The 14,737-nt window shown below is 68.0% G+C and carries 10 protein-coding genes and 2 riboswitches; of the genes, 2 read left to right on the plus strand and 8 right to left on the minus strand.

Annotation, left to right across the window (positions count from 1 at the left end):
* Positions 1 to 1,449, plus strand: coding sequence for an aldehyde dehydrogenase family protein (locus H0X95_RS29505; protein ID WP_048985965.1), 1,449 nt, complete (start codon positions 1 to 3; stop codon positions 1,447 to 1,449).
* Positions 1,450 to 1,706: 257 nt separating this feature from the next.
* On the opposite strand, the gene H0X95_RS29510 is transcribed toward H0X95_RS29505, so the two are convergent.
* From H0X95_RS29510 to H0X95_RS29540, 7 genes are all read right to left on the minus strand, one after another.
* Complete coding sequence (locus tag H0X95_RS29510) at positions 1,707 to 2,444, minus strand: transporter substrate-binding domain-containing protein (protein ID WP_048985964.1); 738 nt, start codon at positions 2,442 to 2,444, stop codon at positions 1,707 to 1,709.
* A gap of 208 nt (positions 2,445 to 2,652) precedes the next feature.
* Positions 2,653 to 3,564 (minus strand): ABC transporter ATP-binding protein, encoded by a 912-nt coding sequence (locus H0X95_RS29515; RefSeq protein ID WP_059723845.1) that lies wholly within the window; start codon positions 3,562 to 3,564, stop codon positions 2,653 to 2,655.
* Positions 3,565 to 3,609: 45 nt separating this feature from the next.
* A complete protein-coding gene (locus H0X95_RS29520; RefSeq protein WP_059723847.1) occupies positions 3,610 to 4,584 on the minus strand; it encodes an ABC transporter permease in 975 nt (324 codons plus the stop codon).
* Positions 4,585 to 4,648: 64 nt separating this feature from the next.
* On the minus strand, positions 4,649 to 6,520 hold the full coding sequence (atzF, locus tag H0X95_RS29525) for an allophanate hydrolase (protein ID WP_006498064.1): 1,872 nt from the start codon (positions 6,518 to 6,520) through the stop codon (positions 4,649 to 4,651).
* Positions 6,517 to 10,137: an urea carboxylase gene (uca, locus tag H0X95_RS29530; RefSeq protein ID WP_196446310.1), complete on the minus strand. Its 3,621-nt coding sequence runs from the start codon at positions 10,135 to 10,137 to the stop codon at positions 6,517 to 6,519. Before uca ends, atzF begins: the two co-directional genes overlap by 4 nt.
* An 88-nt stretch (positions 10,138 to 10,225) precedes the next feature.
* Positions 10,226 to 10,882, minus strand: a complete 657-nt coding sequence (locus H0X95_RS29535; RefSeq protein ID WP_059723850.1) for an urea amidolyase associated protein UAAP2 — start codon at positions 10,880 to 10,882, stop codon at positions 10,226 to 10,228.
* Positions 10,883 to 10,893: 11 nt separating this feature from the next.
* On the minus strand, positions 10,894 to 11,649 hold the full coding sequence (locus H0X95_RS29540) for an urea amidolyase associated protein UAAP1 (protein ID WP_048985958.1): 756 nt from the start codon (positions 11,647 to 11,649) through the stop codon (positions 10,894 to 10,896).
* A 56-nt stretch (positions 11,650 to 11,705) separates the two neighbouring features.
* A riboswitch (guanidine-I (ykkC/yxkD leader) is annotated at positions 11,706 to 11,837 on the minus strand.
* Positions 11,838 to 12,268: 431 nt separating this feature from the next.
* Positions 12,269 to 12,390, plus strand: a riboswitch (guanidine-I (ykkC/yxkD leader).
* A gap of 140 nt (positions 12,391 to 12,530) precedes the next feature.
* Between H0X95_RS29540 and H0X95_RS29545 the strand changes: the two genes are divergently transcribed.
* Complete coding sequence (locus H0X95_RS29545; RefSeq protein WP_059723852.1) at positions 12,531 to 13,553, plus strand: ABC transporter substrate-binding protein; 1,023 nt, start codon at positions 12,531 to 12,533, stop codon at positions 13,551 to 13,553.
* A gap of 141 nt (positions 13,554 to 13,694) precedes the next feature.
* Here the strand turns inward: H0X95_RS29545 and H0X95_RS29550 are convergent, their stop codons facing one another.
* The gene (locus H0X95_RS29550; RefSeq protein ID WP_059723854.1) at positions 13,695 to 14,495 is read right to left on the minus strand and encodes a phosphodiesterase; all 801 of its coding nucleotides are present in this window, start codon (positions 14,493 to 14,495) and stop codon (positions 13,695 to 13,697) included.
* Positions 14,496 to 14,737 lie beyond the last annotated feature (242 nt).

Here is a 14,737-nt window from a genome sequence, read left to right on the forward strand (position 1 = left end):
ATGCAATGTGATCACTACATCGACAACGTCCGCGTCGCGCCGACGACCGGCGAGCGGATCGACGTCGTCGACCCGAGCACCGGCGAAGCGTTCGCGACGATCGCGCGCGGCGACGCAACCGACGTGCAGCGCGCCGTTTCCGCCGCCCAGCGCGCGATGGGCGACACGCTCGACGGCCCGTGGGCGAAGCTGTCGCCGGTCGAGCGCAGCAACCTGCTGTTCGCGTACGCCGCGGCCGTCACGCAGCATGCGGACGAACTCGCGCAGCTCGAAGCGCGCGACACGGGCAAGGCGCTGAACACCGCGCGTACCGACGCGGCGGTGCTCGCGCGCTACCTTCAGTACTACGCCGGATGCGTCGACAAGCTGCACGGCGACACACTGCCCTACACCGCCGGGTTCACGGTATTGACGGTGCGCGAACCGATCGGCGTGACGGGCCACATCGTTCCGTGGAATTACCCGATGCAGATCTACGGCCGCTCGGTCGGTGCGTCGCTCGCCGCCGGCAATGCGTGCGTGGTCAAGCCGGCGGAGGATGCGAGCCTGTCCATTCTGCGGCTGGCCGAAATCGCGGCGGAGGTCGGCTTTCCGGCCGGCGCGGTCAACGTCGTCACGGGGTTGGGCGGCGAAGCCGGCGCGGCATTGTCGGCCCATCCCGGCATTCGTCACATCTCGTTTACCGGGTCGACCGGAACGGGCGCGCTGGTCGGGCGCGCGGCGGCCGAGCGTCACTGCCCCGCGGTGCTCGAGCTGGGCGGCAAGTCGCCGCAGTTGCTGTTCGACGATGCCGACCTCGACCAGGCGCTGCCCGTCATCGTCAACGCAATCGTGCAGAACGCGGGCCAGACCTGCTCGGCCGGCAGCCGCCTGCTCGTCCAGCGCTCCGTTTACGAGCGCGTGCTCGATCGTCTCGCGCAGCAGTTCGCGCGGCTGCGTTCCGGGCCGCCGTCGATGAATCTGGAGATGGGGCCGCTCGTCAACGCCAGGCAGCATGCGCGGGTCCGGGCCATCGTCGAGCGCGCGCAGGCCGACGGCATTCGGGTGGCGGCGCGCGGCACCATCGCGGCCGGCGCATCGGGTTCGGGGTACTACCAGGAAGCGGTGCTGTTCCGCGACGTACCGCCCGACAGCGAACTCGCGCAGGAAGAGGTGTTCGGCCCCGTGCTCGCGGCCATGCCGTTCGACGACGAGAACGCGGCGGTCGCGCTCGCGAACGGCACGCAGTACGGCCTCGTCGCCGGCGTCTGGACGCGGGATGGCGCACGTGCGCTGCGCCTCGCGCGCAAGCTGCAGGCCGGACAGGTCTTCATCAACAACTACGGCGCGGGCGGCGGCGTGGAACTGCCGTTCGGCGGCGTGAAGGCAAGCGGATATGGCCGCGAGAAAGGCTTTGAAGCGTTGCTCGGCTTTACCGCGCTCAAGACCATCGCGATCAGGCACGATTGACGGCCACAACGGCGCGACGGCCTTCGGGCCGTCGCCGGGGAATCGCGATATCTCGGCTGACCATCGTGGGTGCCGGCCACGTCGGCAAGAGGTTCGGCAACCTGATCGTCGTGAACCGTGTCGTCGACGTGTTGCAGATCCACGATCGCGACATCGCGCGCGCCGCCGCCGTGGAATTCGTCGGCGCCGGCCGACCGTTCCATCATTCGTCGAGCGATGCGTCGCTATCGAGCGACGCTTGCCGGCCGAGTGCCGACCTATCCCGTCTGCAAGACGGCCGGATCGATCTCGCGCGCCGTCAGCCCGAATCTCGCCATGCGAGCGCGATGGTCCGGCGAGCCGAGATACGAGCGAAGTCGCTGATTGAACGCCGCCAGCAGATCCCCGTTTTCCCGGTTGAATGAAAACGCGCCCAGCGGAGGCGTCCGCGGGCTGCCGTCGACATCCGACTCGTGCGCGACGGCCTCGATCAGCGCGCTGCCTATCCGGCCCGCCACGATTCGATTCCCCAACGCGGTGCTCGCATACGCATCGACCACGCCGGAAAGAACGGCCGCGATCGCGTCGGCCTGCTGTTCGAAGACGACGATTTGCCGCCGGCTCACGCCCGCCGCGATCGCGGAATCGTGCTGGACCTGTCCGGCAATGATGCCGAGGCGCGCGTCAGGACGTTCGGCAATCGACGCATAACGCCTGAGCGCCTTCGGATTTCCCGGGCGAACCAGAAAACCGTCTTCGATCCCCCACACCGGCACGCTGAATGCGACGGTATCGGCACGCTGCGGCGTCACGAAGAGCGGCACGTTCATGTCCCAGTGACCTGATGCAACGCCGGGCAGCAATTCGCCGAACGTCGCCGGGCAATACTCGATCCGGGTCACGCCTATCTGCCGGAGGATCGTCGCCGCGAGTTCGAGATCGGCACCGGTCGCGGTGCCATCCGCTTCGGTCCAGCCGAATGGCGGTTCTTCGATGTACGCAATGGTCACCTTCATCGCTTTCTCTCGCAAGCCGAAGAATCGATCAGGAATGCATCAGCTTACCGTGGGAAGTCGAGGTCCAGTCAGCGTGGACAAAATTAATCCGGATGTAAGCAAGTTGGCGGCATTTTCCTGACGCGCCCGTCGATGCAGTCACCAACCCGAAACATCGCATGCCTGATGCGACTGGCGTTGTGGCGTGACGGCATGAGCCGGCGCCACGCTATTCGACGCTATCCGTCACGTCCGTCATCCGGATCATGTGCGGCTTGATGCCGTCGTCTTCGACCGTCGCGGCCTCCTTCGGATGAATCAGCGCTTCGAGTCGCGCCTTCGTCGCGATGAACTCGGGCGTATTGACCTGCGAATAATCGCGCGGCCGCGGCACCGGCACTTCGATCAACTCCTGCACTCCGCCCGGATTCGCCTTCAGCACCAGGATCCGGTCGGCCAGAAAGATCGCCTCGTCGAGGTCGTGCGTGATGAACAGGATCGTCACGTCGATGTTGCGCCAGATGTCGAGCAGGTGCGTCTGCATCCTTGCCCGCGTCTGGGCGTCCAGCGCGCCGAACGGTTCGTCCATCAGCAGGATGCGCGGACGGTTCGCGAGCGCACGGGCAATCGCCACGCGCTGCTTCATGCCGCCCGACAACTGGTGCGGATACACGTCGGCAAAACGCGTCAGCCCGACGAGATCGAGCCACTGCAGCGCCTCGCGCTCGGCCGCGCCGCTGCTGCTGCCGTTCATGCGCAGGCCGAACATCACGTTCTTCTTCACCGTGAGCCATGGAAACAGCGTATAGCCCTGGAACACCATCCCGCGATCGGCGCCCGGCCCGTCGACCGGCTTGCCGTCGAGCAGCACGTCGCCGCTCGTCTGCGCGTCGAGCCCGGCGAGGATCCGGATCAACGTCGACTTGCCGCAGCCGGACGGGCCGATCACGCACACGAACTCGCGCCGGTGCGTGCGGAAACTGATGTCGTCGAGCGCGACGCACTCGCCCTGCGGCGTCGCGAAACGCTTGCCGACGTGTCGCACGTCGAGGATCACGTCGCGGGCCTTCAGCCGCGCGAAGCGCTCGCGCACCGCATCGGATTGAATCAGGTAATCGGGGACGGCTTGCGGGTTCTGCATGATGCCCTCTGCGAAAATCGGTCGATGGGTACGTGGGAGCGGACGTCACGCTTTCAGCGTGCGGTCCCACGGAAAGAGCCGGCGGCCGAGCAGCCCGAGCACGATGTCGGTGCCGAGGCCGATGATCCCGATCATCAGGATCGCCGCATACACGTTGTCGAAATGCTGGTAGCGCGCCTGCTGGCTGATGTACCACGTGATGCCCGAGCTCGTGCCGACCAGCTCGGCGACGATCAGGTAGGTCCACGCCCAACCGAGCAGGATCCGCTGATCGCGATACAGGTCGGGCAGCACGCCCGGAATCACGACGTGCGTGAGCAGCTTCAGCTTCTTCGTGCCGAGTGTCATCGCGGCCTCGAACAGCCCGTATTCGAGCTTGCGCGTGGTGTTCGCGATGATCAGCACCTGCTGGAACAGCGTACCGATCACGATGATCGCGATCTTCGGCGCGTCATAGATGCCGAGAATCGCGACCATCAGCGCGCCGAACGCCGGCGCGGGCAGGTAGCGGAAGAACTCCAGGAACGGCTCCTGCAGCCGCGCGAGCGCACTGAAGGTGCCGCAGACGATGCCGAGCGGCACGCCGATCGCGGACGAAATCACGAAGCCCCAGAAGATGATGCGGATGCTGTGCCACAGGCTTTCGTGCAGCCACACGCCGTCGCGCGACGCGGGCGGCGTCGTGAACGCCGTGTAGAACGCGCGCAATACCTGGTGCGGCGCCGGCAGGTAGACCGGATTCGCGCGCGCGCCCTCGGGCACCGCCGCGTGCGCCGCACGCGCATGCGCGAGCTCGTCGTCGAACACGTCGCGGTCGATCTGCATGCCGGTCTGGAAATAGTCGACGCTGCCCGGATTCGTGATGCGCATCTGCGGATGCCAGACGAACGGGACGTAGCTGATCAGGCACCAGACGGCGAACGGCAGCAGGAAGGACGCCAGCCCGAGCGTCCATTGGCCGCGCGTCGTCAGCTCGCGGCGCACCGCGAGCCAGCCGGTCGTGTTGCGGGTCGTTGTCATCGGAATCTCCGTATCGTTTCGGGTGCCGGTCGCGCGGATGCCGCGGCATCGCGCGACCGGGCGTTCATTGCAGCGCGCCGCTGGCGGCCTGCGCGCGGTAGGCCCGCCAGCCGCCGAAGCGTGTGATGTCCTGCGCATCGTCGAGCGCCACGCTTTCGCACAGGAAGCCCTGCACGCGCGTACCGTCGGCGAGCGTCAGCGTGCCGATGCCGAGCGGCGCCGCAATTCCGGCGACGAAGCTGCCGTAGGCGTCGACCGGCATCTCCCAGACCTCGACCGCGATCGGTGCGCCATCGTTCGGCACACGCACGAGGCCCGGTTTCGCGACACCGCCGCTTGCTTCCGCGGACAGCGCGTAGAGGCGATAGGCCGGCGCGGTGGTGGTCGCGGTGACGAAGCGCGCGCCGCGCTGCGTGAGCTGCCCGTTCAACGGTTCGCCGCGCAGATGCGCGCCGACGACGGCCACCCGCACGACACCCGGGGCTGCGGCACGCGCCGACACGGTGGCCGCAGGCGGCCGACCGTCATCGACAGCGGCAACGCCGTCGCCCCACGCGTGTGCGAGATCGAGCAGCCGCGCATCGTCGTGTGCACGCCCGACGAACGTGATGCCGAACGGCAAGCCCGCATGCGGCCCGGTCGAGCACGTGCCCGCCGGCACCGCGATCGCCGACAGGTCGAGCAGGTTCACGAAGTTCGTGTAGTAGCCGAAGCGCGAATTGATCGCGATCGGATCGGCTTCGAGCGCATCGACGGTCGCGGTCGTCGCCGAGGTCGGCATCACGATCGCGTCGAGGCCGTCCCACGCGCGGGCTGCGTCGACGCGCAGCGCCGCCAGCCGGTCGAATGCGGCGAACGCGTCGGCGGCGCTGAAGCGCGACGCCCCGCCGACGATTTCGCGGATCACCGGATGCAGCGCGTCGGGCTCGCGCGCGGCGAATGCGCCGATCGCGGCCAGCCGCTCGGCGACCCACGGGCCGTCGTACAGCAGCCGCGCGGCGGCCAGGAACGGTGCGAAGTCGATCTCGACGACCCGCGCGCCGGTCGCGCGCAGCCGTTCGAGCGCCGCGCCCCACGCCGCGCGATACGATGCGTCGCCGAAGAATTCGAGCTGATCGGCACGCGGCGTGCCGAACCGCACTTGCCCGAGCGGCCGCGCCGGCTGTGCCCGCAACCCGTCCGCACCCAGCAGCGGCTGCCATGCGCGCCCGTACGGATCGCCTTCCGTCACGCCGTGCGCAGCGGCGAACACGACGCACGCGTCGTCCGCCGAACGCGCGAACACCGACACGCAATCGAGCGACCGGCAGGCCGGCACCACGCCGAGCGTGCTCAGCACGCCCCGTGTCGGCTTGAGCCCGACGAGCCCGTGGAAGGCGGCCGGCACGCGCCCGGAGCCGGCCGTGTCGGTACCGAGCGAGAACGTCGCGACCCCGAGCGCGACGGCCACCGCCGACCCGGAACTCGAGCCGCCCGACGCGTAGCGCGGGTCGAGCGCATTGCGGCACGCGCCGTAAGGCGAGCGCTGCCCCGAGAGCCCGGTCGCGAACTGGTCGAGATTCGTCTTGCCGACCGGAATCGCACCGGCCGCGATCAGCCGCTCGACGACGGGCGCGCTGCGTGCCGGCGTGTACGCGTAGGCGGGGCAGCCGGCCGTCGTCGGGATGCCGGCGAGGTCGATGTTGTCCTTGATCGCGAACGGCACGCCGTACAGCGGCAACGACGCGATGTCGCGTCCGGCCAGCGCGTCGGCGTACGGCATCATCTCGTCGCGCGTGAGCGGCCGGATCCACGCATGGTGCGGGTCGCCCGCATCGAAGTGCGCGGCGATCGCGTCGACGAGCGCAGGCGGCGTCAGGTCCCCCGCCGCGTAGCGGGCGCGCAGCGCGGCAATCGCATGCACTCCGCGCAGGATCGAGCGTTCCGTCGTGCTCATGCGACCTCCTCGGCGGCGCCCGCCTTCATCACCATCAGCCGCTGGCCGGCCACCACCGCCATGCCGGGCGCGCAATCGATCGTCTCGATCGCGCCGTCTTCCGTTGCCGTCACCGCCACCTCCATCTTCATCGATTCGACGATCGCGACGACCTGCCCCGCGCTCACGCGCCCGCCGGCTTCGACCAGCACTTTCCACACGCTGCCCGACACGTCCGCGGCGATCGCCCGCTGCGTGTCGTCGAGCGCGCCCGCCACCCGTTCCACTTGCGCATCGCCCGGCTCCCCCTCGCCGACGTATTCCGCATGGCCGGCCACGCGCCACCGCTCGCGCTCCGCGTCGAACGCGGCCTGCTGCGTCGCCTTGAACGCGGCGATCGACTCCGCCTCGTCGTGCAGGAAGCGGTTGTAGGCGCGCAGGTCGAACACCGATTCCTCGATCTTCAGCGTCGCGCGGCCCGCGATGAAATCCTCTCGCAGCGCACGCAGCTCGGCCTCGCTGACTTCGTAGAAGCGGATCTCGTCGAAGAAGCGCAGCAGCCACGGCTTGCCGGCCTCGAATTCGCGCGTGGTGCGGTGGCGATTCCACATCTGCACGGTGCGGCCGACGAACTGATAGCCGCCCGGCCCTTCCATCCCGTACACGCACAGATACGCGCCGCCGATGCCGACCGCGTTCTCCGGCGTCCAGGTGCGCGCGGGGTTGTACTTCGTCGTCACCAGCCGGTGCCGCGGATCGATCGGCGTCGCGACGGGCGCACCGAGGTAGACGTCGCCGAGCCCCATCACCAGATAGCGCGCATCGAACACGATGCGCTTCACGTCGTCGATGCTCGCCAGGCCGTTGATGCGCCGGATGAATTCGATATTGCTCGGGCACCACGGCGCATCGGGCCGCACCGACTGCATGTAGCGCTCGATCGCGACGCGCGTCGACGGGTCGTCCCACGACAGCGGCAGATGCACGATGCGGTTCGGCACGCGCATGTCGGCCACGTCGGCGAGTTCGCGTTCGGCGGTCTGCAGATGCGCGAGCAGCGCGGCAAGCGGTAGCGTCCGCGCGTCGAACTGCACCTGAAGCGACCGGATGCCCGGCGTCAGGTCGAGCATGCCGGGCAACCGGTGCGCGTCGAGCCAGCCCATCAGCGCGTGCACGCGAAAACGCAGGTTCAGGTCGAGCACGAGCGGCCCGTATTCGACCAGCACGTTGCGATCGCCCGAGCGCCGGTAGACGACGCCGATGCCGCCGCCAGCCGACGGATCGCGATGCAGCACGCAATCGTCGAACGAGCCGGATGCAGCCGCGGCAACGTCATGTGCCGCCTCCACGACCGCGGCAGCCGGTTCCCCGGCCGATATTCCGGACGACACGCCCGCGCGCACGAACTGCACGGTATCGCCCGGCCGCAACTGCCCGAGCTTCCACAACTCGTCGCGCACGACCGTCACTGGACAGACGAAGCCGCCAAGGCTCGGCCCGTCGGGGCCAAGGATCACCGGCATGTCGCCGGTGAAATCGACGGCCCCGATCGCATACGCGTTGTCGTGGATGTTCGATGGATGCAGCCCCGCCTCGCCGCCGTCCGCACGCGCCCATCGAGGCTTCGGGCCGATCAGCCGCACGCCGGTGCGGCTGGAGTTGTAATGGACGGTCCACTGCGTGCCGTACAGCATCGCGATGTCGTCCGGCGTGAAGAAATCCGGTGCGCCATGCGGACCGTCGAGCACGCCGAGCGTCCATGCATGCGTCAGCGCGGGAATGTCGGCCGCGGCCAGCGTCGCGCCGGCATCGCCGCGCCCCGCTTGCGCGTGCAGATGCAGCACGTCGCCCTTGCGCAGCGCGCGACCGGCATGGCCGCCGAACTGGCCGAGCGTGAAGGTCGCCTTGCTGCCGAGATAGTCGGGCACCTGCAGCCCGCCCTTGACGGCGAGACACGCGCGCACGCCCGCGCCCGTCACGCCGCCCAGCTTCAGGACCGCGCCCGCTCGTGCGCGCACGACCTGCCAGAACGGCGCCGCTTCGCCGTCGAGCGTGGCCGCGAGCGGCGCACCGCCGAGCACGAACAGCGTCGCGGTATTGAAACGCAGCGTCGCGCCGACCATCGTGAATTCCAGCCCGGCCGCGTCACGCGGGTTGCCGAGCAGCGCGTTAGCAAGGTCGAATGCGCGGTCGTCCATCGGCCCCGACGGCGGCACGCCGACGCTCCAGTAGCCGACCCGCCCGGGGGCCTGCTGAACGGTGGTCTGCACGCCGCCGTCGAGCACGTCGATCGTATGCGGCGCGAACGCGAAGCGCGACAGGAAGGCGGTCGTCGGCGCGCCGCGCGCGAACGCGTCGGAGCCGACGACGGCACGCAGGTAGTCGAGATTGGTCTCGATCCCGTACAGCTCGGTCTGGTCGAGCGCGGCACGCAGCGCGGCCAGCGCGTCGCGCTGCGTGTCGCCGCGCACGATCAGCTTCGCGAGCAGCGGATCGTAATGCGCGCTGATCTCCGTGCCTGCCTCGATCCAGCCGTCGACCCGCACGTTGTCCGGAAACGCCACGTGCGTGAGCAGCCCGGCGCTCGGCTGGAACTGCTTGTGCGGATCCTCCGCATACAGCCGCACCTGGATGCTCGCGCCGCGTGGTGCGACGGCGAGCGTGTCGAGCGGCGGCAGGTCGCCCTCGGCCTGCAGGATCATCCATTCCACGAGATCGACGCCCGTCACGGCCTCGGTCACGCAATGCTCGACCTGCAGCCGCGTGTTCACTTCGAGGAAATAGAACTGCCGCGTGCTCGCGTCGAACACGAATTCGACCGTGCCGGCCGATGCGTAGCCCACCGCGCGGGCGAGCCGCACCGCGCTCGCGTGCAGCGCGTCGCGTTCGGCGTCGGTCAGGTCGGGCGCGGGGGTTTCCTCGATCACCTTCTGGTTGCGCCGCTGCACGGAGCAATCGCGTTCGCCGAGCGCGAGCGCCCCGCCGCGACCATCGCCGAAGATCTGCACTTCGATGTGTCGCGCATGTTCGACGAACTTCTCGAGATAGACGCCCGCATGCGCGAAGTTCGCGGCGCCGAGCCGCACGACGGATTCGAACGCCGCGCCGAGCTGCGCGGCATCGCGGCACAGCGACATGCCGATGCCGCCGCCGCCCGCGGTGCTTTTCAGCATCACCGGATAACCGATCGCGTCGGCTTCGGCAAGCGCCGTCGCGACGTCGTCGAGCAGTCCGGTGCCGGGCAGCAACGCGACGCCGTGCGCGGCCGCGAGTTCGCGGGCGGTGTGCTTGAGGCCGAACGCGCGCATGTGTTCGCCGCGCGGCCCGATGAAGCGCAGGCCTGCGGCTTCGCATGCGTCGGCAAAGGCGGCATGCTCGGACAGGAAGCCGTAGCCGGGGTGCACGGCCTGCGCGCCGGTCTCGCGCGCGGCGGCGAGGATCGCCGCGACGTTCAGATAGCTGTCGGCCGCCGGCGCGGGCCCGACGCGTACGGCTTCGTCGGCGAGCGCCACGTGGCGCGCGTCGCGATCGGCATCCGAATAGATCGCGACCGATGCGATACCGAGGCGCTTCAGCGTGCGGATCACGCGGCAGGCAATTTCGCCGCGGTTCGCGACGAGGACTTTGGCGAATCTCATGTTGCCTCCCGCAGCGAACGTGTCGGCCCGGCGTAGCGCTTCAGCGCATACTCCGGCCCCATGCAAAGCAAGTGCGCGTGGGGGCCGTTCATTCCACCTCCCATACCATCAGGCGCACGGGTGTCGGGTTGTAGCCGTTGCACGGATTGTTGAGTTGCGGGCAGTTCGAGATCAGCACCGTGACGTCCATCTCCGCACGCATCTCGACGTACTTGCCGGGTGCGGAGATGCCGTCCTCGAACGTGAGCCCGCCGAGCGGCGTGACGGGCACGTTCATGAAGAAGTTGACGTTGCCGACCAGGTCGCGCTTGGTGAGCCGCGCGCCGGCGCCGCACGTGCAGTGTGCGATCGCGTTGAGGAAGCTGTCGCGGCAGTTGTGCATGTAGCGCTTGTCGAGCGCATAGCGCACCGTGTTGCTCTCGGCCGCGCACGCGCCGCCGAGCGTATCGTGACGGCCGCACGTGTCGGCGACGATCGTCGCCATCGGGTTGCCGTGGTTCGACACGAGCACGCTGCCCGCGCTCAGGTACAGGTTGCGCTGCGCGCGGATCGTGTCCTGCGCGCTGTAGCGCTCTTCGGGATCGTCGGTGCGGTAGAACAGCGTGTCGACGGCCTGGTTGCCTTCCAGGTCGAGAATGCGGAAGATCTGCCCGCGCTTCAGGTCGTGCAACCACGGGTCGCCCGCGTTCAGCGTGACGTCGTGGATCGCGTCGCGCGGATCGAGACGGCTTTCGGTGATCGGCATGGTCTCGCTCCTCATGCGAACAGACGGTCGGTGTTGGCGAAGCCGCGCGTGTTCTCCGCGCATGCGCGCCGGCACGGGTCGTCGTCGGGCGCGGCACCGTCGGCCGGATACGCGCGGTACGCGATCAGCTTCACGGCTTTGGGCGCATAGTCCGGACGCGGATCGAGCGGATGCGGCGCGGTCGAGAACGCCGCGAGCGTATTCATCTCGAAGCGCAGGTCGAACGCGCTGCCGGCCGGCGAATGTCCGGCAACGAAATCGAGCGCGCCGTCGTCGCGCGTGTCCAGCTTGCTGAAGAAGTTGACGTTCGCGGCGAGGTCGCGTGCCGACAGCCCGTATTTCGCGAGCTCGAGCACGAGGCTGTCGCGGCCGTTGCGGATCATCGCGTTGCGATCGGCCTGGTACGACGACGCGCCGTACTTGTGCGCGAACAACCGCGCATCGCCGACGCCGCCGAGCGGATCGTGCCAGCCGAGCGTGTCGGCCGTGATCGACGCGATCACGCGCCCCATGTCCGTATACAGCGCATGGCCGCGCGTGAGATGCGCGGTGTGCTGCGCCTTCAGCGTATCGGCCATGTTGTAGCGTTCGAGCAGGTCTTCCTGACGATGAAAGACGGCGGACAGGTTCGCGCCGCCGTCGACGTCGACGATGCGCAGCGCGAGGCCGCGGCGCAGGATGCCGGACCAGTGGGTTCCGGCGGGAATCAGCGTTTCCCACGCGACGTGCGGCGGCGGGGCAAGAATGGCTTGGGGGCTCGGCGACATGACGGCTCCGGGATCGGTTGATAAAAGGCGTGAGAGGGCGACCGAACGACATCGCGACCTCCCGGGCTTTTATCCCTCCGTGGAGCCTCGCCGTTTCCTCTCATCGAGGCGAAGGCAAGACCGGATTGCTCTCGGACCAGACATCGCGCGGCACATGCCGCACGACCGGAACCCTAGCGATCCTGAAGATGATGCAAATTGCTTCGCACCTCTCGAGCGTCGAATAAGCGAGTTGCGTGCCAGGCGCTGCCAATGACCACACGACGCGGCTCGGCGGCGCGATGATGCATGGCATCCGAATGGCGGACGCATTTTCTTGCCCTCGCGGCGGGCGTGCGGCGCACCATGCGCACGCAACCGCGCACCGGCGCAGTGCGCGTCGCGTGCTCGCACGCTGCGCGCTCCGCGATGGCATGGCTATTGCTGAATCCGTGCACCGTCACCTCACGCACGATCCTTCATGAACAAGCTCGACCTGCTCCGACGCGTACTGCACGCGCTGTTCGCCGCCCGTTTCATCGAACTTCAGCGCCCCTTGCGCCGACGTTGAATCGGATGGCCGCGTGCCATTGGCACGCTTCTCGCTCGGCATGACGCCGAGAGGTGCGGCGGCGTCGCATCTTAGGGGTGCTAGGGTTCCGGTTCATCGAGCGTCTGGTCCGAGAGCAGCCCGGCGCGGGTTCATCCGTTCGCGAGACCGGATGCGCACGCGCTACACGGCGGGACAAAAGCCCGGGAGATTGGCGATGGCAACGGCCGTCGCGCCTCTCCGTGGCCGCCTCGTTCGTTCCGCATCCGCAGGAACCGGCCATGCAGTCGGAACGTGTGCTCACGCACGATCCGTATCGACGATCCCGATCCCGGTCTCCTGGAGAACAACGATGACCCGTCCCGCCCCGGCGTTCCGCCGCCTGCCGTCCTTCCGTTTCATCCGTCATGCATTGGGCGCCGCCGTTGCGGCCGCCACGCTATGGGCGGCGCCTGCCGCGCAGGCTGCCGCACCGCTGAAGATCGGCTACAGCGACTGGCCCGGCTGGGTCGCCTTCCAGGTCGCGCTCGACAAGGGCTGGTTCAAGGAGGCCGGCGTCGACGTCGATTTCGAATGGTTCGATTATTCGGCGTCGCTCGACGCGTTTTCCGCAGGCAAGCTCGATGCGGTCGCGGCGACCAACGGCGATGCGCTGGTAACAGGCGCGTCCGGCGCGAAGAACGTGATGATCCTGCTGACCGACTACTCGGCCGGCAACGACATGATCGTCGCGAAGCCGCCCTTGCGCACCGTCGAGGCGCTGAAGGGCAAGAAGGTCGGCGTCGAGCTCGGCCTGGTCGATCACCTGCTGCTCGAAACCGCGCTGCAGAAGCACGGGCTCAAGGACGGCGACGTCACGCTCGTGAATGCGAAAACCAACGAGCTGCCGCAGGTGCTCGGTTCGTCGGCCGACATCGCGGCGGTGGCCGCGTGGCAACCGAATGCGGGCGAGGCGTTGAAACGCGCGCCGGGCGCACGCGCGATCTTCACGTCGGCGGATGCGCCGGGGCTGATCTACGATGCGATCACCGTCGCGCCGGCGAGCCTCGCCGCGCGCCGGGCCGACTGGGCGAAGGTGGTCAAGGTCTGGTATCGCTGCGTCGCCTACATCAACGATCCGAAGACGCAGGCCGATGCGGTCAAGATCATGTCGGCACGCGTCGGGCTCGCGCCGGCGCAATACCTTCCGCTGCTGAAGGGCACGCATCTGCTCGACGAAGCGGCCGCGAAGCGCGCGTTCCGCAAGGGCGACGGGCTCGATTCGATCTACGGCTCGACGCGCAACGCGAATGCGTTCAACGTGCGTAACGCCGTGTACAAGCAGTCGCAGGACGTCAACGCGTATATCGATCCGCGGCTCGTCGACGCGCATTGACGGCGGCGCGCCTGCCGGCGCGGCGACGCGCCGGTGGTAACGCCGGTCGATCGCCTGCTCCGGGGTAACAAGCGGCATGGCCTGTCCATGTCGTGCCAATGCCTCGTACGTCATCGACCGCCGTGTCCCCGACGGGGACGCTTACGCGAAGGGGAACGGGCCCTCGAAGTGCCCCACGTAACACAAGTGGGAGACCGCTGGCTGACCTCGACCTGCCCAGCGATGCAGCATGTATGCAGGGGGTTCGAGAAAAGAAGCGGGCTGCGCGTCCGCTTCAACGCGCAGCGCAATCTGAGTGGTCGTGCTCGGGCAGGTGAGTACCGGAACGCGCCCAAGACGCGTCTGCATCGACCGGTGGACGTGCCCGGCAAGAATGCGATCTACGTTGCTATGCCGCGCAAGAACCGCGGCAAATGCCTCCGCATTTCGCAACCCGTAGATGTCGAGATAAGGAATGCCGGTCATGAACGGTGGATGGTGCATGACGATAACCACCATCCGATTGCGATGCTCGGCAAGTTCAGTGTCGAGCCACGCCAGGGTTTCGGCGTCCAGTTCACCGTGATGTAGCCCTGGAACGGAGGTGTCCAACGCCACGACGCGTAGTTCGCCCACGTCCAGCGCGAACGAGAGTGCGCCCTCGTCCGGAAGCCACGCGTGATCCGGGAACGCGGCTCGCAGATTGCCACGGTCGTCGTGATTACCCGGCAGAACCACGAACGGTCGCCTCAACTCGACGAGCAGTTCGCGAAGTTTTCGATACTCGTGTTCGGTGCCCTCGTCCGTCAGGTCGCCGGAGATGACAACCAGGTCCGGCTCAGGTCGAATGCGGTTCAGCGAATCGACGGCTGCCGAAAACATGACATTGGAATCCACGGCGTCTTGATACAGGACGCCGTGAGGCCGGACATGAATATCGGAAAGTTGTGCGATGACCGTCACTCAGCGCTCCGTTGGCTTTGACCTGCCCGTACATCGATCGAGGAGATTTTAGGCCGGACAAAATTCGCCCATCGACAGAGGCTTTCGGTGACAACGTTCGTGCGCCACGCGCTCAATCGTGCGTCAGCGTGGCTGATTCGGGATGACAGGCAGACACCGGGTGGCGAAGCACGAAAGGCGGCTTCTGGCCGGTAGCGGCCTCTCGCCACCGCCGACCGCAAGCCCGACGGCGAATCATCCCC

It is taken from the genome of Burkholderia sp. 9779_493 (genome assembly GCF_015712215.1).
GTDB lineage: Bacteria > Pseudomonadota > Gammaproteobacteria > Burkholderiales > Burkholderiaceae > Burkholderia > Burkholderia cenocepacia.